Below are 21,028 nucleotides of genomic sequence, written 5' to 3' on the forward strand. Positions count from 1 at the left end.
TGATTATTTCATCCTTTTTTGTTTCGAATACTATTTTAATCTTATATAATGTGTAGATTTTCCGCTACCTTCTCTTTTAATGTCTCTTTCTGAAATTAGTTTTCTTAAAACTAATTCAATAGAACTTACACTAAGTATTGGGCAAAGTTCACGGACATCTTCTTTTGTAAATCGCCCTAATTTTTGATAAGTTGCTTTTCTAACCATTTCTAATGCAGGAATTTTTTCTTCTACTAATTCTCTCAATCTTGTACTAGTTGTAACAATGCCTTCAATCTCATTAGAGACTTCTGTACTTTGGATTTGTGCAATTTCAATGAATCGATTTAGTTCTTCAAGTCTTTGTTTTAAGAATAGTTCTTGCTTGCCTTGATATTTATAAATGGCTGAAACTAATCTTAAGATTTTAGAATCCCAAAGATAGTTTTTGATTTCATTATCATTAAAATTTCTCATACTTTTCCCCTTCAAATGGTTTAGTGATACAACCATTTGAAAGAAATTCATCAAAAGTATAGAATAGTGAAAGAGAAAAAATTTAGAAAAAATGAATACATTATAAAAGGAGGATGAGATGAATTCAAAAGCGTTTTATCAACAAATGTTTGCGATTGCAATTCCTGTTGCATTGCAAAGTTTACTAACTTCATTTTTGAACACATTAGATACAATGATGATTTCCTCTCTTGGAGATGCAAGCATTGCTGGTGTTGGATTAGCAAACCAAGTGTTTTTCTTATTTACATTGATTTGTTTTGGAATTAATACAGGATCCTCAGTTTTATTCGCACAATATTGGGGTGTAAGGGATGTTCCTCAAGTTCGGAAAATTAATCAGGCAAGTTTAATGTTGTCTACAGCTATTTCTGTGGCATTTATGCTTGTTGCAATGGTTTTCCCTTATGGGATTTTAGAATTATTTACCCATGATGCAGCAGTTGTTCAAGCTGGTGGGGACTATTTACGTGTTGCTGCCTTAACATATGTCATTACTGCATGGAGTTTTTCTTTAGGTAGTGCGTTAAGAAGTACAGGAAATCCAAGGGTTCCATTGATAGCAACGATGAGTAGTTTTGTCGCCAATGCTTTCTTCAATTATATTTTTATTTTTGGAAAATTAGGATTCCCAGCAATGGGAGTTGTCGGAGCAGCATTAGGGACAGTAGTCGCTCGAATCATTGAGATTGGTGTTTTAGTATTTGTCATCAATCGTTACCAAGGTCCACTTCAAATTCCGATTCTACATGTGCAAAAAATTCCAAAAGAGTTTTGGACGGTCTATTGGAAGACAACTTTACCAGTTATTGTCAATGAAACATTTTGGGCATTCGGACAAGTGTTTTATAATGCAGCTTATGCGATGGTTGGAACGAAAGCAACTGCAGCGGTGCAAATTGCTGTTGCGATTCAAGGATTAGCCTTTGTTATCGTTCGCGGATTAGGAAGTAGTTGTAGTATTATGCTTGGACAAAGTATTGGGAAAAATAAAATTGATCGAGCGAAAAAAGATGCCAATCGATTTATTATTTTATCCATTATCATAGGTGTAGTCATTGGTGCTATTGAAAGTTTAACGCCACAATGGACATTATTATTATTTGGACATATTAGTCCAGAAGTGTATACTCTTGGTCAACAATTACTCCAAGTGATGGGAATCATTTTTATCTTAAAAACGATTAATTCCATTATTGTTGTAGGTGTTTTAAGAGGTGGTGGGGATACTCATTATGGAATGAAATTAGAAATGAGTTGTGTTTGGTTAGTCGGCGTACCTTTATCTCTTTTAGCAGCAGGAGTGTGGCATTTACCAGTTACTGTAGTTGTCATTTGTGCAGGAATGGAAGAAGTGACAAAAGTAGTCGTAGGACTCTATCGTGTTTATTCTCACAAATGGATTCATCGTTTAGTTCAAGACTAGTCAATTCCTTTCATTTATGGTAGAATATTTGTCAGACAGTTCGTAACCATCCTGTCTATAAACAAAACTAGGGCTTATTTGAACATGAAATGATCAATCAATTCCTGGAAAACGATGGTGTTTTTCAGGAATTTTTTTATGTCTAATAGTCCGGAAAGAAGGAAGAACAATGAGAAAAAACGAAGAAATGGGAGAAATTACACACTTAGGAAGTAAAACAGTTTATCGTGACGATTATGCACCAGAAGTGCTAGAGTCATTCCCAAATAAACATCCAGAAAATGATTATTTTGTAAAATTTAATTGTCCAGAATTTACTTCATTATGTCCAATTACAGGTCAACCTGACTTTGCGACAATTTATATTAGCTATGTTCCAGGAGAACGTATGGTAGAAAGTAAGTCTTTAAAATTATACTTATTTAGCTTTAGAAATCGTGGAGATTTCCATGAAGACTGCATGAATATCATTATGAAAGATTTAGTAACATTAATGGATCCAAAATATATTGAAGTTTGGGGCAAATTTACACCACGTGGAGGAATCTCTATCGATCCATATTGTAACTATGGAAAAACAGGTACTAAATGGGAACAAGTAGCAGACCACCGTATGATGAATCATGATTTATACCCTGAAAAAGTGGATAATCGTTAAGGAGAATTATGATGAAATTAGTATTATTAAGTGGTGGAGTAGATAGTTCCACTGCATTAGCGCTTGCTTTGAGTCAAGATCCTCAAGTTGAAGCTATTTCATTTTCATATAATCAAAAGCATAAGGAATTGGAATTAGAAGCAGCTAGAAAAATTGCAGATTATTATAAAGTTCCTCATAAAATTTTAGAGGTTAGTTCTGTATTTTCAGGAAGTAAATCTTCTTTAAATGCTGGAAATGATATCGAAGTGAGTACAGGAGATTATGCGACTCAAATAGAAGCAAATACCGAAGTGGAGTTTCGTAATGGAATTTTTATTTCGATTTTAGCAGGAATTGCGATGCAAAAAGGAGCTTCAGAAATTTATTTTGGTGCACACTTGGATGATTCAGGAGTCATTTATCCAGACTGTTCGCCTGAATTTATTGAAGCGATGAATCAGGCTGTTCAATTAGGAAGTGGAGGTAAAGTTCGATTGACTGCTCCATTTGGACAAGTGAAAAAGAAAGATATTGTGACAAAAGGAGTCGAATTAGGCGTTCCTTATGAATTAACGTACAGTTGCTACAATGGCGTGTATCCTCCATGTGGAAAATGTGGAACTTGTATTGATCGAAATAAAGCCTTTTTAGCAAATGGATTGGAGATTTTATAGTGAATAAAAAACAAATTAGATTATTAACACAAAATACTTTAATAGGTGCGTTATATGTTGTTTTAACATTAATCAATCCTATTTCTTACGGGATGTTTCAATTCCGTTTATCAACTTTATTAATGGGTGTTCCATTTTATAAACCGCAATTGTCATTAGGAATTTTAATTGGTGTAATGATTAGTAATATTCCAAGTCCTCTTGGACCGATTGATATTTTATCTGGATTTTTAATTCAATCAGTAAGTTTATATGTTTTTAATTGTATTTTCAAAAATTCTTATGTGAAGAGTGCTGCTTATGGTATTTGGTGTGGTTTTGTAGTAGCTGCAGCATTGTATTACTCTTTACAAGTACCATTCTGGCCTAGCGTATTTGGCGTAGCGGTGTCGAATATTTTATTTGCCTTTTTAGGTACATTTATTGTTGAAAAATTCTTAAAAGAATTTTTAGATAAAACAGTAGTTGAATAGAAACCGATGAATAGACTTCGAAACGTAATAGTGCTTCGAAGTCTTTTTTTACGTAGAGTCTAAAGGCTGAATTATAAAATGAAGCGTAAAAATCTTTTAACAATAATCACTACTTCTGAATGCTTAACTAGAGACCTCGCAAACAAAAAGTCTTTTTCTTCTTTCTTTTATTACGTTATAAAAATGTTTGTATTTCTAAGAGATGAGGTTTGAAAAAAACATTGACAGAAGAAGGAAAGGGTAGTAAAGTTATAAAACGTAACTATTACGTTTTATAAGAGAGGAAGATAAAATGAAAATTCATAAAAAGTCATTACTGATTGGAAGTGCAAGTCTTGTTTTATTAGGAGGATGTTCTCTGTTTAATACTCAAAACACAAGTCAGCAAACAGAATCGGAAACGACAACAACAGAAGTTTCAAAAGCTGATTTAGCAAAATTTGAGAAAATTGCTGAAGAAGTAAAAGAAAACAAACCAAAAACAATTGTGGGAGAAGTATTTGAAAATGGATATTTAAAAAAACATGGAGACCATTACCATTTTGTATACGGGGCACCGCCAGCATATGCTATATATGAACAAAAAACTTCTGCAACAGCAATTAGTTCTGCAGATGATGGATATGTCTTTAATCCAAATGATATTGTAGAAGAAAATGAAATGGGATATGTAGTTCGCCACGGAGATCACTTCCACTTTATTTATAAAAATAATGCCCAACAAACACTTGCAACAACAATGGCTTCAAATTCAGTAGCGCATCAACATCATGACGGAGACAAACATGAGCATGAAGGTGAGCATCATGATCATGACCAAGATGGATATGTATTTGATAAAAAAGATATTGTTAGCGAAACAGCAGAAGGTTATATCGTTCGTCACGGAGACCATTTCCACTTTATTTATAAAAATCAAGTGAATCATGAAAATACACATCATAATACTGTTGCATCAACTATTGAAAAAGTTGAAAAGGTAGAAAAGGAATTACACGGTTTAACAGGAGGAAGTGCAACATCTCTTTCGAAGCCTGAAACAAAACCAATTGCTGAAGCTCCGACTGTACAGCCAAAAGAAAAACAATTTGCTGGAATTCATTATAGAACGAGTGACGGATTTTTATTTGATGGAAATCATACTATTGGTACATCAGGGGAAAACTTATTAGTGGCACATAATGGAAATATGAAAGATATACATGTCATTCCATTTGAACAATTAGTCCATACAAAATGGGAATATTTAATTCCAAAAGAACATTTAAAGGCAGCTAAAGCACGCTATAATGGGACTGTAACGACTCCTAAAGAGGATCATCACCATGATGATGCAACGAAGCCAACAGAAATGAGTGAGTTAGATAAAAAAATCGAAGAAAAAATTGCAGGTATTATGAAGCAATATGGTGTAAAACGTGAAAGTATTGTAGTGAATAAAGAAAAAAATGCCATTATTTATCCGCATGGAGATCACCATCATGCAGAACCAATTGATGAACATAAGCCAGTTGGGATTGGACACTCTCATAGTAATTATGAACTCTTCAAACCAGAAGAAGGAGTTGCTAAAAAAGAAGGGAATAAAGTTTATACAGGTGAAGAATTAGCAAGTGTTGTAAACTTGTTGAAAAATAGCACATTTATCAACAAAGACTTCACATTAGCAAATGGGCAAAAACGTGTAGCCTTCAGTTTCTTATCAGAATTAGAAAAAAAATTAGGGACAAATATGATGGTGAAATTAACAACTCCTGATGGGAAAGTGATTGAGAAACTATCCGGGAAAGTATTTGGTGAAGGCGTAGGAAATATTGCTAATTTTGAATTAGATAAACCATATTTGCCAGGAGAAACATTTAAATACACGATTACTTCAAAAGACTATCCAGAAGTAAATTATGAAGGAACATTTACGATTCCATCTTCATTAGCTTATAATATGGCAAGTAGTACGATTTTCTATCCATTCCATGCGGGGGATACTTATTTAAGAGTGAAACCTCAATATGCAGTGCCTAAAGGGACTGATGCTTTAATCAGAGTTTTTGATGAATTTCATGGAAATGCGTACTTAGAAAATAACTACAAAGTAGGTGATGAAATTCGAATCCCAATTCCAAAGTTAAATCAAGGAACTACGATGACAGCAGGAAATAAAATTCCAGTAACCTTTATGGTAAATGCTTACTTGGAAAATCAATCGTCTTATACTGTAGAAGTTCCAATTTTAGAGAAGGATAATCAAACAGAAAAATCTGGAGTTTTATCACAATTTAAAGGACATGGAACAGAAGAAATTTCTAAGCCTTTAGATAAAGGTGAAGAAGCAACAGCAGTGAATTCAGTACAAGAAAAAATTGAAAAATTTGCTGCAAGATACGGATTAGGATTAGATAGTGTCATTTTCAAAATGGATGGAACGATTGAATTACGTTTACCAAGTGGAAAAGTCGTTAAAAAGAATATGTCTGATTTTACAGGAGAAGCACCTCAAGGAAATATTGAAAATAAACCAGCAGATTCTTTACCAGAGCCTCCAAAACCAAATGAAAAGCCTGTGAACCCAGAAAATTCAACAGATAATGGAATGTTGAATCCAGAATGGAACGTAGGAGTAGATCCTATGCTTGAACCAGGACTAGAAGAAGCGCCAGCAGTAAATCCAGTGCAAGAGAAAATTTCAAAATTTGCTGCAAGATACGGATTAGGATTAGATAGTGTTATCTTTAAAATGGATGGAACTATTGAACTACGTCTACCAAGTGGAGAAGTTGTTACAAAGAATATGTCTGAATTTATAGCATAATAAATGGATGAAAACGTTTGAATCGAAAGAATGATTCAGGCGTTTTTTTGTTTATAGTTACATGAGAATGTATAAAAATAGCCTATTATAATCGTTTAATAAATATACGTAGATGCCTAAAGATGAAGTACAACTATTTTTAAAAACTATATCGGTTAAAAATATAATCAGTAAAAAAACATCAAGACAATATAAAAATGTATAGTCCTTAAAAGCCTTGACAAAACGTTGATTTCACGCTAAAATAATGTAACGCAATAAGTGTAACTATAGTCTTGCGGGAAACTGAAATATTGTCCAGAAACCCCGTGAATATTAGGAAAAACAAAAGAATGAGCGCTCTTTTTAATAAGGGATAAAGAAATTCTTTTGGTTTTTTTTTGTTCAAAAACGACTTATAGCCAGCATTTGTTACGAAAATTTAACATTGTAATAAATTTGTAATATTTATTCATAAAATTACGATATAGGGGTGGAAGAGTTGGCACATCATGATGTGAAATACGGTAAACACCGTGTGCGTAGAAGTTATGCACGAATCAGTGAAGTATTAGAATTACCAAATCTAATTGAAATTCAAACTGATTCTTACCAATGGTTCTTAGATGAAGGGATTCGTGAAATGTTTAAAGACATCTCACCAATCGAAGACCATACAGGTAATTTATCATTAGAATTCTTAGATTATGAATTACATGCTCCAAAATATAACCTTGCAGAAGCAAGAAATCACGACGCAAATTATGCAGCACCAATTTATGTAAAAATGCGTTTAGTGAATAAAGAAACTGGAGAAGTAAAAGACCAAGAAGTCTTCTTTGGAGATTTCCCATTAATGACAGAAATGGGAACATTTATCATTAATGGTGCAGAACGTGTTATTGTATCTCAATTAGTACGTTCACCAGGTTCATACTTCCATGACCGCCCAGATAAAAATGGTAAAGCATTATATGGTGCAACTTTAATTCCTAACCGTGGTGCATGGTTAGAATATGAATCAGATTCAAAAGACATTTCATATGTACGTATTGACCGTACTCGTAAAATTCCATTAACAGTACTTATTCGTGCATTAGGTTTTGAATCAGATGACACAATTTTAGAAATCTTCGGTGAAAGTGAAACATTACGTTTAACGTTAGATAAAGATGTTCATAAACGTATGGATGAATCACGTACAGAAGAAGCATTAAAAGATATTTATGACCGTCTACGTCCAGGTGAACTAAAGACGGCTGAAAGTTCACGTAACTTATTAACAGCTCGTTTCTTTGATCCACGTCGTTATGATTTTGCGGCAGTAGGTCGTTATAAAGTAAATAAAAAATTAAACTTAAAAACACGTTTATTAAATCAAACAGTCGCTGAAAATATCGTACATCCTGAAACTGGAGAAATCGTTGTTGAAGCAGGAACAGTTCTTGAAAAAGAAATTATGGAAAAAGTAGCTCAAGCATTAGAAGCAGGAGCAAACTTATTTACATTATATCCTTCAAGTGAAGGGGTTATCCAAGAACCTGTAACAATTCAATCCGTTCAAGTGTATTCACCACAAGATCCTGAACGTATCATTAAAGTAATCGGAAATGCGAATATTCCAGATGAAATTAAATGTGTAACAGCAGCTGACGTTTTAGCTACAATCAGCTACTTCTTAAACTTATATGAAGGACTAGGCTCAACAGATGATATTGACCACTTAGGAAACCGTCGTATTCGTTCAGTAGGTGAATTATTACAAAACCAATTCCGTATCGGTTTGTCTCGTATGGAACGTGTGGTTCGTGAACGTATGTCTATTCAAGACGTAGCGACAGTAACGCCACAACAATTAGTAAATATTCGTCCTGTAGTAGCATCGATTAAAGAATTCTTTGGTTCATCTCAATTATCACAATTCATGGACCAAACAAACCCATTAGGAGAATTAACACACAAACGTCGTCTATCAGCCTTAGGACCTGGTGGTTTGACTCGTGACCGTGCTGGATATGAAGTTCGTGACGTACACTATTCTCACTATGGTCGTATGTGTCCGATCGAAACTCCTGAAGGACCAAACATCGGGTTAATCAACAGCTTATCAACATACGCTAAAATTAATAAATATGGATTTATTGAAACTCCATACCGTCGTGTAGACTGGAAAACTCATAAAGTAACAGATAAGATTGACTACTTAACAGCAGACGAAGAAGACCGTTATGTAGTAGCGCAAGCAAACTCTCCATTAAATGAAGATGGAAGCTTCGTAAACGATGTAGTAATGGCTCGTTACGTATCAGAAAACTTAGAAGTTCCTGTAGAACGTGTAGACTATATGGACGTATCTCCAAAACAAGTAGTTGCCGTTGCGACAGCATGTATTCCGTTCTTAGAAAACGACGACTCAAACCGTGCGTTAATGGGTGCTAACATGCAGCGTCAAGCAGTTCCATTATTAAATCCAAAAGCACCATTTATTGGTACTGGTATGGAATATGTAACAGCACATGACTCTGGGGTAGCTTTATTATGTAAACGTGAAGGTATCGTAGAATTTGTAGATGCAAATCAAGTCCGTGTTCGTACAGCAGATGGTTCATTAGACCAATATAATATTACTAAATTCCATGGTTCGAATGCTGGTATGTGTTATAACCAACGTCCAATTGTTTCAAAAGGAGACAAGGTAGAAGTTGGTGAAATTTTAGCAGATGGTCCTTCAATGGAACAAGGTGAATTAGCATTAGGACAAAACGTTCTAGTTGCATTCATGACTTGGGAAGGGTACAACTATGAGGATGCGGTTATCATGAGCGAACGTCTTGTAAAAGACGATGTGTATACTTCAATTCATATTGATGACTATGATTCAGAAGCTCGTGATACAAAATTAGGACCAGAAGAAATTACCCGTGAAATTCCAAATGTTGGGGAAGATGCATTGAAGAATCTTGACGAAAGCGGAATTATCCGTATCGGTGCGGAAGTAAAAGATGGGGATATCTTAGTTGGTAAAGTAACTCCTAAAGGATTAACAGAACAATCACCAGAAGAACGTTTATTACATGCTATCTTCGGTGAAAAAGCTCGTGAAGTACGTGATACTTCATTACGTGTTCCTCACGGAGGAGGCGGTATCGTTCGTGATGTACGTGTATTCACACGTGCAGCAGGCGATGAATTAGCGCCAGGAGTAAACAAATTAGTTCGTGTATACATTGTTCAAAAACGTAAAATTAATGAAGGGGATAAGATGGCCGGACGTCACGGTAATAAAGGGGTAGTTTCTCGTATTATGCCGGAAGAAGATATGCCATTCTTACCAGATGGAACACCAGTTGACATCATGTTAAACCCGTTAGGGGTACCATCACGTATGAACATTGGACAAGTATTAGAGTTACACTTAGGAATGGCAGCTCGTGAATTAGGTATCTACATTGCAACACCAGTATTTGATGGTGCGCAAGATGAAGATGTTTGGGGAACAGTTGCAGAATCAGGTATGGCTCGTGATGCGAAAACAATTTTATATGATGGACGTACAGGGGAACCATTTGATAACCGTGTATCTGTAGGGGTAATGTACATGATTAAACTTGCCCACATGGTTGATGACAAACTTCATGCTCGTTCAATTGGACCATACTCATTAGTAACGCAACAACCTCTTGGAGGTAAAGCTCAATTTGGTGGACAACGTTTCGGAGAAATGGAGGTATGGGCGCTAGAAGCATATGGTGCTGCATACACATTACAAGAAATCTTGACATACAAATCAGATGACGTTGTTGGTCGTGTGAAAACTTACGAATCAATCGTGAAAGGTCAACAAATTTCTAGACCAGGAGTACCTGAATCATTCCGTGTATTAGTAAAAGAATTACAAGCTTTAGGTCTTGATATGAAAGTGTTAGACGAAAATGATGAAGAAATTAAGTTAGAAGACATGGACGATGATGCTCGTATGAATTTCAATGATGTTGAAAAAATGAGCGAAAAAACACGTAAGTTAAATGAATATTCTGACCGTATTGCTGAACTTTCTGGAGAAAAAACAGAAACAGTTGAACCAGCAGTAGAAGAAACTGAAGAAATTGAAGCTTCAGAAGATACAGAAGAAACTTTAGACTAAGAATAACTATTGGAATCGTAGGGCAATTCCAAAGAAGAGGGAGGTTGGCCCCTTGATAGATGTAAATAATTTTGAAAGTATGCAAATTGGTTTAGCGTCTCCTGATAAGATTCGTGAATGGTCAAATGGTGAAGTAACCAAACCAGAAACAATCAACTACCGTACTTTAAAACCAGAACGTGATGGTCTATACTGTGAAAAGATTTTTGGACCAACAAAAGATTTAGAATGTTCATGTGGTAAATTAAAGAAAATTAACAATAAAGGAAAAGTGTGTGATCGCTGTGGCGTTGAAGTAACTCGTTCAAAAGTTCGTCGTGAACGTATGGGACATATCGAATTAGCTGCGCCAGTATCACATGTTTGGTACTTTAAAGGTATTCCTAGCCGTATGGGACTTGTGTTAGACATGAGTCCTCGTGCTTTGGAAGAAATCATTTATTTTGCAAGCTATGTTGTTATCGATGCTGGTGACACAACATTGATGAAAAAACAATTATTAAGTGAACGTGAATACCGTGAAAAACGTATGGAATTCGGAACTCGTTTCCACGCAGCAATGGGTGCTGAAGCAGTTCAAGAATTATTAAACAACGTTGACTTAGAAGCTGAAATTGCAGAATTAAAAGAAGAGTTAAAAACAGCTCAAGGACAAAAACGTACTCGTGCAATTCGTCGTTTAGATATTTTAGATGCTTTCCGTGAATCAGGAAATAAACCAGGTTGGATGGTAATGGATGTTATTCCAGTTATCCCACCAGATTTACGTCCAATGGTTCAATTAGAAGGTGGACGTTTTGCAACAAGTGACTTAAATGATTTATACCGTCGTGTAATCAACCGTAATAATCGTCTAAAACGTTTATTAGAATTAAATGCTCCACGTATCATCGTTCAAAATGAAAAACGTATGTTACAAGAAGCAGTAGATGCTTTAATCGACAATGGTCGTCGTGGTCGTCCAGTAACTGGACCAGGTAACCGTCCGTTGAAATCATTAAGTCATATGCTTAAAGGGAAACAAGGTCGTTTCCGTCAAAACTTACTTGGTAAACGTGTAGACTACTCAGGACGTTCTGTAATCGTAGTAGGACCAAACTTGAAGATGTATCAATGTGGTTTACCAAAAGAAATGGCTATTGAATTATTCAAACCATTCGTCATGAAAGAATTAGTAGAACGTGAAATTGCTGGAAATATTAAGAGTGCAAAACGTAAAATTGAACGTTTTGACGATGATATTTGGGCGGTTTTAGAAGAAGTTATTCGTGAACACCCAGTTCTATTAAATCGAGCACCTACTCTTCACAGATTAGGGATTCAAGCATTCGAACCAACTTTAGTAGAAGGTCGTGCGATTCGTCTTCACCCATTAGTGTGTGAGGCCTACAATGCCGACTTCGATGGAGACCAAATGGCGGTTCACGTGCCACTTTCACAAGAAGCTCAAGCAGAAGCTCGTTTATTAATGTTAGCGGCACAAAATATCTTAAACCCTAAAGATGGAAAACCAGTAGTAACTCCATCTCAAGACATGGTTTTAGGAAACTATTACTTAACATTAGAACAAGAAGGTCGTGTTGGAGAAGGTATGTACTTCAAAGACATGAACGAAGCAATGTTAGCATACCAAAATGGATATGTTCATTTACACAGCCGTATTGCAATTCATGCAAGTGCGCTTCCTCATAAACCATTTACAGAATGGCAAAAAGAACGTATGTTAGTGACTACAGTTGGTAAATTATTATTCAATGAAATTATGCCTGACGAATTCCCTTACTTAAATGAACCATCAATGGAAAACTTAGAAGTAGCTACTCCAGATAAATACTTCTTAGAACCAGGTTCAAATATTAAGGAAGAAATTGAAAAACGTCCAATCGTTTTACCATTCAAGAAGAAAAACTTAGGTCAAATCATTGCGGAAGTCTTCAAACGTTTCCACATTACAGAAACATCAATGATGTTAGACCGTATGAAAGACTTAGGATATAAATATTCAACTCGTGCTGGATTAACAGTAGGGATTGCAGATATTTCTGTTGCAGGAAATAAAAAAGAAATTCTTTCTGATGCGCATAACCAAGTTGATGAAATTTCTAAATTATTCCGCCGTGGTTTGATTACAGATGACGAAAGATATGAACGTGTTATCGAAACATGGAATGCTGCAAAAGATGAAATCCAAAGTGCATTAACGAAAACACTTGGTTCCCGTAACCCAATCTTCATGATGAGTGACTCTGGAGCCCGTGGTAACATCTCTAACTTTACACAGTTAGCGGGGATGCGTGGATTGATGGCAGCTCCAAATGGTAAAATCATGGAATTACCAGTAACATCAAACTTCCGTGAAGGTTTAACGGTTATGGAGATGTTCTTATCAACTCACGGTGCCCGTAAAGGGATGACGGATACAGCCTTGAAGACAGCCGACTCAGGTTACTTAACTCGTCGTTTAGTAGACGTAGCTCAAGACGTAATTATCCGTGAAACAGACTGTGGTTCTGATCGTGGTTTAACAATTTCAGCTATCCGTGAAGGAAATGAAATGATTGAAACATTAGAAGAACGTATGATTGGACGTTATGCACAACGTTCTGTAAAAGATCCAGTAACTGGTGAAGTATTTGTTGGTCACAATGAATTAATTACAGAAGATATTGCTCGTAAAATCATTGATGCAGGTATTGAAGAAGTAACAATTCGTTCTGCATTTACATGTGATACAAAACATGGTGTATGTAAACATTGTTATGGACGTAACTTAGCAACAGGTTCAGAAGTAGAAGTTGGGGAAGCAGTTGGTACAATTGCCGCTCAATCTATCGGGGAACCTGGTACTCAGTTAACAATGCGTACTTTCCATACCGGTGGGGTAGCCGGAGACGATATTACTCAAGGTTTACCTCGTATCCAAGAAATCTTCGAAGCTCGTAACCCTAAAGGGGGAGCAACAATTACAGAAGTAACAGGTGAAGTTGTATCGATTGATGAAAATGCGGGAAGCCGTACGAAAGAGATCACAATCAAAGGGGCAACAGATACACGTACGTATACTGTTCCATTTACAGCTCGCTTAAATGTTGAAGAAGGACAAACAATCCATCGTGGTGAACCGTTAACATCTGGTTCTATCGATCCAAAAGAATTATTACGTGTTCGTGATGTGTTATCAGTAGAAAACTACCTATTACGTGAAGTACAAAAAGTATACCGTATGCAAGGGGTAGAAATCGGCGATAAACACGTTGAGGTAATGGTTCGTCAAATGTTACGTAAAGTTCGTGTAATGGATCCAGGTTCAACTGAAATTTTACCAGGAACATTATTAGATATCGCAGACTTTACTGAACGTAACCGTTCTGCAATTATGAATGGTGAAGTTCCTGCGACTGCACGTCCAGTATTACTTGGTATTACAAAAGCTTCATTAGAAACAAACAGTTTCTTATCTGCAGCTTCATTCCAAGAAACTACTCGTGTGTTAACAGACGCATCTATTCGTGGTAAGAAAGATCACTTACTTGGACTTAAGGAAAATGTTATCATTGGTAAGATTATTCCTGCTGGTACAGGTATGGCTCGTTATCGTAATATGGAAACAAGCACTTCTACACCAGTTCAAACAGAAGAATTCGTTGAAGCTACTGAAGACTTAGCGGAAGGAATTGTTGCTGAAGGAACAGTGAGAGAAACGACAGAAGCTTAAAAGTTAGAAATTGACTTTCCAAATAGTAGTAATGGACGCAAGTAGCCTCGCAAAAGCGAGTCCCCTTACTACTATGGAAAGTCTTTTCTATTGGACGTAAGTTTATGAGGGAACGTAAAAGATTAGACTTCCTAAAATAGTAGTATAGGACGCCAGCAGCCTTGCGAAGCGAGTCTCATGGGCTACTATAGGAAGTCTTTTTTTGGATTTTTTAGCGAACGTTTTCAAAATATATAAAACTATGGTATAATTTTGTAGTTAAGGTATTCAAATGGTGCCTAAAAGGAGGAAGAATTATGCAAAATTATTCAGAAGAAGGATTACAATATCATTTAAACATTCGTAAAGGGGATGTAGGTAAATACGTTATTTTACCAGGAGATCCTAAACGTTGTGCGAAAATTGCTGAACATTTTGAAGATGCAAAATTAGTAGCAGACAACCGTGAATATGTAACATATACAGGATACTTAGATGGAGAGAAAGTTAGTGTAACTTCAACAGGGATTGGAGGGCCATCCGCTTCTATCGCTGTTGAAGAATTAGTGAGAAGTGGTGCAGATACTTTCATTCGTGTAGGAACTTGTGGGGGAATTGATATCGATGTGAAAGGTGGCGATATTGTCATTGCTACAGGTGCAATTCGTACGGAAGGAACAACTCGTGAATATGCGCCAATCGAATTCCCAGCAGTTGCAAATTATGATGTCGTAACAGCTTTATTACAAGCAGGAAAAACATTAGGCTATACAACTCACGCAGGTGTTGTACAATGTAAAGATTCATTTTATGGACAACATGAACCAGAAGTAATGCCAGTAAGTTATGAATTACAACAAAAATGGGAAGCTTGGAAACGTCTAGGAGTAAAAGCTTCAGAAATGGAATCAGCAGCTTTATTTGTAGTCGCAAGCCATTTAGGAGTAAGAGCTGGTTCAACATTCCTAGTAGTAGGAAACCAAGAAAGAAATGCTGCAGGGTTAGAAAATCCAATTGTTCATGATACAGAAGCGGCGATTACAGTTGCCGTACAAGCATTACGTAACTTAATTGCACAAGACCGTCAAAACGCATAAGGAAAGGTGAATCAAATGGAATTGAAAGAAATTTTAGCAACTGTCGATCATACCTTATTAACTCAAAATGCTACATGGGAAGAAATTCAACAAATTTTGGATGATGCGATTGAATATGGAACTGCTTCAGCTTGTATTCCTGCTAGCTATGTAAAACAAGCAGCAGAGTATGTGAAAGGAAAATTACCGATTTGTACAGTCATTGGATTCCCTAATGGATATTCAACAACAAGCGTAAAAGTTTTCGAAACAAAAGATGCCATTGAAAATGGAGCAAGTGAAATCGATATGGTCATCAATATTACAGATGTAAAAAATAAACGCTTCGACTTAGTAGAAGAAGAAATTCGTCAAATTCATGAAGCTTGCCAAGGAAGAATCTTGAAAGTGATTGTGGAAATTTGTTTATTAACGACAGAAGAATTGATTGAATTATGTAACGTAGTGACTCGTGCAGGGGCAGAATATATTAAGACATCTACTGGATTTTCAACAGGTGGAGCTACATTTGAAGCTGTAGCATTAATGAAAGAACACGTAGGCCCTTCAGTGAAAATCAAAGCTGCAGGTGGAATTTCTAGCCTAGAAGATGCAGAAAAATTCATCTCATTAGGTGCTAGCCGTCTAGGCACAAGCCGTATCGTAAAAATTATTAAAAATCAAGCAGTTGAAGAGAATAGTTATTAGTAGATTCAATAAAAGAATGTAGGTTAAATCCTGTGAGTAAGAGATTACTTGCAGGATTTTTTGTGTTATAAGGGTATTGAAAAGGGAAAAAGAAAAGAGTAGAATAGAATAAAGTAAAAGTTTAGGCATACCTAAAAAGGAGTTGATATAATGGGAAAATTATTTCAAAATAAAGTATCTAAAACAATGCTTATGACACTACAAGCAAAAGCGTTAGAAGGAAGTCAAAAAAATCGATTATTTATTGATCAAAAAGCCGAAGAAATAATGAAGCAAGTTCCAACAATGGTAAATGTTTCTTTTTTTGATCGAACCGGGATTTGTTTAAGAACGAAATATTTTGATGATTGTTGCAAAAATTTTATTAAGAATCATGAACATCCAGTCATCATTCAATTAGGCTGTGGTTTAGATGATAGACAAGGAAGAATTGGCGCAGAAGACATTCCATTTTTCAGTGTAGACTTTTTGGATGTTATTACATTAAGACAAGAGTTTTTTGAAGAAACAGCTACTTCACAGATGATTGCTGAATCGATATTAGAGGATAAATGGATTCAAATTGTTAAAGAACAATATCCAATAGGAGATTACTTATTCATTATTGAAGGTGTGTTGATGTATTTTAATGCAAATGATATAAAGGAATTAGCGAAAAAATTAGAAAGAGAATTTCATCAATATGAATGTTATTTTGATACGTTACAACAACAAATGATGACTATTAAAAATAAACAAAAAGAATTTAAAGATCAGGGGGTGCGAATGCATTGGGGACTATCTTCTCAAGAAGAGTTGTATGAATTATTTGGAAAGCATGCAAAAATAATGAAAATCGACTACACAATGGCACAATATCCAAATCGATGGAAAGTAGCACATCGTATCGTTTCATTTATCCCATTTATCCAAAAAGCCGCAATTTTAATCCAGATTGGAATTAATAGATAGTATGTTATAAGATATTTATAGTAGTAAAAGGACACCATGAGATCGTAGGTCTGCTGGCGTCCTTTTATTATAATAAAATATCGTTTTAAAATAATTTTATAGCTCATCAGCTTTATAGATTGTATATCCTTCGTAATAATAACTATAATCAATTCCTTTCATATAAAGAAGTCGATTATGAATATCATTTGTTAAGGGTTGTTTTAATAGATGCTTCATTTCGACATCTTTAATGGGGCTTCTTTCCATTGCAAGTAAATAATCTTCCTTATCTACCTTGCTCCAGTCAATGACTTGCTGTAATTTTTTCTTCAATAGTAAATCTAACCAAATTCTAGCACTTCTACCGTTACTTTCACGAAATGGATGAGCAATATTCATCTCAATATATTTTTCAATAATTTCATCAAAGGTTGATTGGGCATTTTTTCAATATTTTTTAAAGCTTCTTCTAAATACATGACAGATGCAAATCGAAAATGTCCTTTTGTCATATTGACTGTTCGTATTTTTCCAGCAAAATCATAGATATCTTCGAATAAATAAGCGTGAATGGCTGAAAGCATTTTGTAAGAACCGACTTCGTATTGATCTAGCAAATGATTTTCAAATAATTCAATCGCTTTTTTCTTACTAATCTTTTCTTCAACTCTGGCAAGTTCTACAGAATCGGTCAAATGAAGTTTATTTTCTAAAACCATAGATTCTTTCCTTACCTTTTCTTCGCTAATAATGTCGCAAATCTAAAGCGAAGACGATTGCCGTTTTCGTCTGTTTTGTGGAGTTCACCAAAGTTTTCATTATATTTTAAAATTTCCCAACCGGAATAATACTCTAGTAATTCGCCTTCTTTGAATGTAAATGGGAAATTCACGGGACAAGGGGCATCTTCAGTAGACATGGCAGCAACAATTAAATGATATCCACCAGAAGCAGTGTGAGATTGCATATTTTCAATAACATCTGGAATTACTTCTTCATGTAAAAACATGAGTACGACAGTCGAGATAATCCAATCATATTGTCCACCAGGAATATCCGCACATTCAATATCATATGGTTCAACTTCAAGTGAAAGTTTTTCTTGAGCAGCTACTTCTTGTAATTTTTGTAAACTTGGAACATTCCAATCAAGTGAAGTAACATCATATCCTAATGAAGATAGGTATAAACTATTACGACCTTCTCCACTTCCTAAGTCTAGAACTCGTCCTTTTGGAATAAGGGGCTGAGCAGCTAATACTTCGGAGTGAGTTTTTGTATAGCCATATTTTTTTGCAAAATAATCTTCTTTTTTACAGAAAAATTCTAAATAACATTCAATATATTCGCTTGTTTTAGCAATTCGATGCCATTGTTGTGGCTCAACTAGTGGAATAGGTGTTGTAGCATTTAGCAGAACAGTATCACTAACACTTCCATCTTCGTTTAAAAATTCAAACGTAATCTCACCTTTTAAAATATGTAGTTGCGCCCAAGTTCCTACCTTTGTATGATGCATTTTTTTAAAAGGTTCAGGTAAAGTATCAACTGTCCATAGTGGCATTTTTTTATAAGAAATTAAATCATTCATGTATATCACCTCGTAAGTTTATTGTAGAAAAAAGAGGTAAGATATGCAAGAAAAACAATATAGGTAAAACTTATAACAAGTGATAGTAATCTAGAAATTGACTGTAACAAAGTTTGCTGGTATTCTAGTTTCATAGAAATAACGCACTGTGACAAGAAGAGTAAAAGTGAATCTATTTTAGAGAGTCTCGGTTTGGTGAAAAGAGATAATAGTTGAAACTTTGAAGATGGCCTTTGAGTGCTAATCGTTGAATGATGAGACGATTACGGGGCAGCCCGATATAGCTTTTCAGTTAAAAATAACTGATTGAGGTAGAATTTGTGAGAATTCTATGAATTAAGGTGGTAACACGAGAGAACTCGTCCTTTGGTTGGTGAGTAAGACCAAAGAGCGGGCTTTTTATTTGCATGGGAGGAGAAACAAATGATTGAATTAAAAAATATTGATGTAACATTTCACCAATCTGGCAAAATCGTTGAAGCAGTGAAGCAAGTAAATATTACGATTGAGGATGGCGATATTTATGGAATTATTGGTTACAGTGGTGCTGGAAAAAGTACATTAGTACGTACCATCAATTTATTACAACGTCCAACGAATGGAACAGTAACTGTTTCAGGAGTGGAGTTAACGAGTTTAAAAGAAGCTCAATTAAGAGATGCTCGTAAAAAAATCGGAATGATTTTCCAACATTTCAATTTGATGAATACTTTATCGGTATTTGAAAATGTTGCTTTTCCATTAAAACGCTCAGGATTATCTAAAGCGGAAATTAAGGAAAAAGTTGAGTCACTGTTACACTTAGTTGGATTGGAAGACAAAATTACAAGTTATCCAAGACAATTATCAGGAGGACAAAAACAAAGGGTTGCGATTGCTAGAGCATTAGCGAATGATCCAGACGTTTTATTATGTGACGAAGCAACTAGTGCATTAGACCCTAAAACAACCGAATCTATTTTAGAACTTTTGAAAAAAGTAAACGAACAATTAGGGATTACAATCGTGATAATCACTCACGAAATGCAAGTTGTAAAAGAGATTTGTAATAAAGTTGCCGTAATGGAACAAGGATTAATAATTGAACAAGGATCAGTATTAGAAATCTTTACAAATCCACAAAAAACATTAACAAAAGATTTCATTGATACAGCAACTCATATCAACAAAGGAATTGAAACAGTTCTACAACATGAACATTTACTAAATTTAAATCCAGGAGATGTTCTTGCGAAAATTTCATTTGTAGGTGCTTCAACAGGAGAACCGCTTATTACGAAATTATCGACTCAATTCCAAGTAGCTGCGAATATTTTATTTGCCAATGTGGAGGTTATTCAAGAGACTGCTGTTGGAACTTTACTAGTAGGATTATCTGGTGAAACTGAAAAAATTCAACAAGCACTCGAATATATTCACCAATCAGGTGTTCAAACAGAAATTTTAGATGAACCAAAGGAGGCTGAATAAGATGAACTTACACCAATTATTTCCAAATATTGATGCTCGTGTCACTCAAGAAATCATTAAAAGTACAATTGATACTTTAATCATGGTCGGACTTACAGGGTTAATTGCTGGAGTATTAGGAATTGCTTTAGGAGTGGTGTTAGTAGTCACTCGTGAAGGCAATATTTTAGAAAATAAAGTTTTATACGTTATATTAGATAAAGTGGTGAACTTATTCCGTTCAATTCCATTTATCATTTTAGCGATGTTATTAATCCCATTAACAAGATTCGTTGTGGGAACAACGATTGGAATTCCTGGCGCAATTGTGCCACTAGTCATTGCAACTGTTCCATTCTTCTCACGACAAGTACAATTAGCTTTGTTAGAAGTGGATAAAGGAGTGATTGAAGCTTCAATCGCTATGGGATGTACACCATTGGAAATTATTTTCCGAGTGTATTTAAAAGAAGGATTGCCAAGTTTAATTCGTGCTTCTTCTCTAACAATCATCAGCTTAATTGGTTTAACAACAATGGCTGGAGCATTTGGAGCTGGTGGGATTGGAAACTTAGCGATTTCAAGAGGATATAATCGATTCCAAGGGGATGTCATCGTTGTGGCAACAATTGTCATGTTGATTATCGTATTTATCAGCCAAGCAGTCGGCGATTTCCTAGAAAAAAGAGCTACTAAATAAAAGGATACGAGATTGAGCGCTTTGAAACGAAACACTGGAGCGACAGCACCAAAGCAACGCAGTTGCGTGGGGATGTCGTGAAGTGGACGTCGTTTCAGCGAAATCGAGTTCAACTAAAAAAGGATACGAGATTGAGCGCTTTGAAACGAAACACTGGAGCGACAGCACCAAAGCAACGCAGTTGCGTGGGGATGTCGTGAAGTGGACGTCGTTTCAGCGAAATCGAGTTCAACTAAA

General features: G+C 35.4%; 13 protein-coding genes, 2 pseudogenes and 1 other annotated feature. Of the genes and pseudogenes, 12 read left to right on the forward strand and 3 right to left on the reverse strand.

All coding sequences use genetic code 11. The features are described from left to right. Positions 1 to 30: 30 nt before the first annotated feature. Positions 31 to 456, reverse strand: coding sequence for a hypothetical protein (locus tag LK443_RS05220; protein ID WP_227930920.1), 426 nt, complete (start codon positions 454 to 456; stop codon positions 31 to 33). Positions 457 to 574: 118 nt separating this feature from the next. Between LK443_RS05220 and LK443_RS05225 the strand changes: the two genes are divergently transcribed. From LK443_RS05225 to LK443_RS05270, 10 genes and pseudogenes are all read left to right on the forward strand, one after another. After that, a complete protein-coding gene (locus LK443_RS05225) occupies positions 575 to 1,921 on the forward strand; it encodes an MATE family efflux transporter (protein WP_227930921.1) in 1,347 nt (448 codons plus the stop codon). Between the two features lie 169 nt (positions 1,922 to 2,090). Next, a complete protein-coding gene (gene queF / locus LK443_RS05230) occupies positions 2,091 to 2,579 on the forward strand; it encodes a preQ(1) synthase (protein WP_227930922.1) in 489 nt (162 codons plus the stop codon). Between the two features lie 11 nt (positions 2,580 to 2,590). Continuing rightward, positions 2,591 to 3,235, forward strand: coding sequence for a 7-cyano-7-deazaguanine synthase QueC (queC, locus tag LK443_RS05235; protein ID WP_227930923.1), 645 nt, complete (start codon positions 2,591 to 2,593; stop codon positions 3,233 to 3,235). Beyond that, positions 3,235 to 3,708, forward strand: coding sequence for a QueT transporter family protein (locus LK443_RS05240; protein WP_227930924.1), 474 nt, complete (start codon positions 3,235 to 3,237; stop codon positions 3,706 to 3,708). Before queC ends, LK443_RS05240 begins: the two co-directional genes overlap by 1 nt. A 292-nt stretch (positions 3,709 to 4,000) precedes the next feature. Further along, complete coding sequence (locus LK443_RS05245; RefSeq protein WP_227930925.1) at positions 4,001 to 6,517, forward strand: pneumococcal-type histidine triad protein; 2,517 nt, start codon at positions 4,001 to 4,003, stop codon at positions 6,515 to 6,517. Positions 6,518 to 6,989: 472 nt separating this feature from the next. Further along, positions 6,990 to 10,467, forward strand: a pseudogene (gene rpoB, locus LK443_RS05250) (DNA-directed RNA polymerase subunit beta); the annotation flags it as partial. A 225-nt stretch (positions 10,468 to 10,692) separates the two neighbouring features. Next, positions 10,693 to 14,355: a DNA-directed RNA polymerase subunit beta' gene (rpoC, locus tag LK443_RS05255; protein ID WP_227930927.1), complete on the forward strand. Its 3,663-nt coding sequence runs from the start codon at positions 10,693 to 10,695 to the stop codon at positions 14,353 to 14,355. Between the two features lie 296 nt (positions 14,356 to 14,651). After that, the gene (gene udp, locus LK443_RS05260; RefSeq protein WP_227930928.1) at positions 14,652 to 15,431 is read left to right on the forward strand and encodes a uridine phosphorylase; all 780 of its coding nucleotides are present in this window, start codon (positions 14,652 to 14,654) and stop codon (positions 15,429 to 15,431) included. A 15-nt stretch (positions 15,432 to 15,446) separates the two neighbouring features. Beyond that, positions 15,447 to 16,118: a deoxyribose-phosphate aldolase gene (gene deoC / locus LK443_RS05265; protein WP_227930929.1), complete on the forward strand. Its 672-nt coding sequence runs from the start codon at positions 15,447 to 15,449 to the stop codon at positions 16,116 to 16,118. Positions 16,119 to 16,268: 150 nt separating this feature from the next. Then, positions 16,269 to 17,069, forward strand: a complete 801-nt coding sequence (locus LK443_RS05270) for a class I SAM-dependent methyltransferase (protein WP_227930930.1) — start codon at positions 16,269 to 16,271, stop codon at positions 17,067 to 17,069. A gap of 96 nt (positions 17,070 to 17,165) precedes the next feature. Here the strand turns inward: LK443_RS05270 and fic are convergent. Both fic and tehB read right to left on the reverse strand, forming a co-directional pair. Further along, positions 17,166 to 17,770: pseudogene (fic, locus tag LK443_RS05275) on the reverse strand (protein adenylyltransferase Fic). Positions 17,771 to 17,781: 11 nt separating this feature from the next. Next, positions 17,782 to 18,642: an SAM-dependent methyltransferase TehB gene (gene tehB, locus LK443_RS05280; protein WP_227930931.1), complete on the reverse strand. Its 861-nt coding sequence runs from the start codon at positions 18,640 to 18,642 to the stop codon at positions 17,782 to 17,784. Positions 18,643 to 18,781: 139 nt separating this feature from the next. Next, positions 18,782 to 19,012 (forward strand) — a binding site (T-box leader). A 53-nt stretch (positions 19,013 to 19,065) separates the two neighbouring features. On the opposite strand from tehB, the gene LK443_RS05285 reads away from it, so the two are divergent. Beyond that, on the forward strand, positions 19,066 to 20,112 hold the full coding sequence (locus LK443_RS05285) for a methionine ABC transporter ATP-binding protein (RefSeq protein ID WP_227930932.1): 1,047 nt from the start codon (positions 19,066 to 19,068) through the stop codon (positions 20,110 to 20,112). 1 nt (position 20,113) lies between these two features. Then, complete coding sequence (locus LK443_RS05290; RefSeq protein WP_227930933.1) at positions 20,114 to 20,791, forward strand: methionine ABC transporter permease; 678 nt, start codon at positions 20,114 to 20,116, stop codon at positions 20,789 to 20,791. Positions 20,792 to 21,028: the final 237 nt, after the last annotated feature.

The sequence above is a fragment of the Granulicatella elegans genome (assembly GCF_020735385.1).
GTDB classification, from domain to species: domain Bacteria; phylum Bacillota; class Bacilli; order Lactobacillales; family Aerococcaceae; genus Granulicatella; species Granulicatella elegans_B.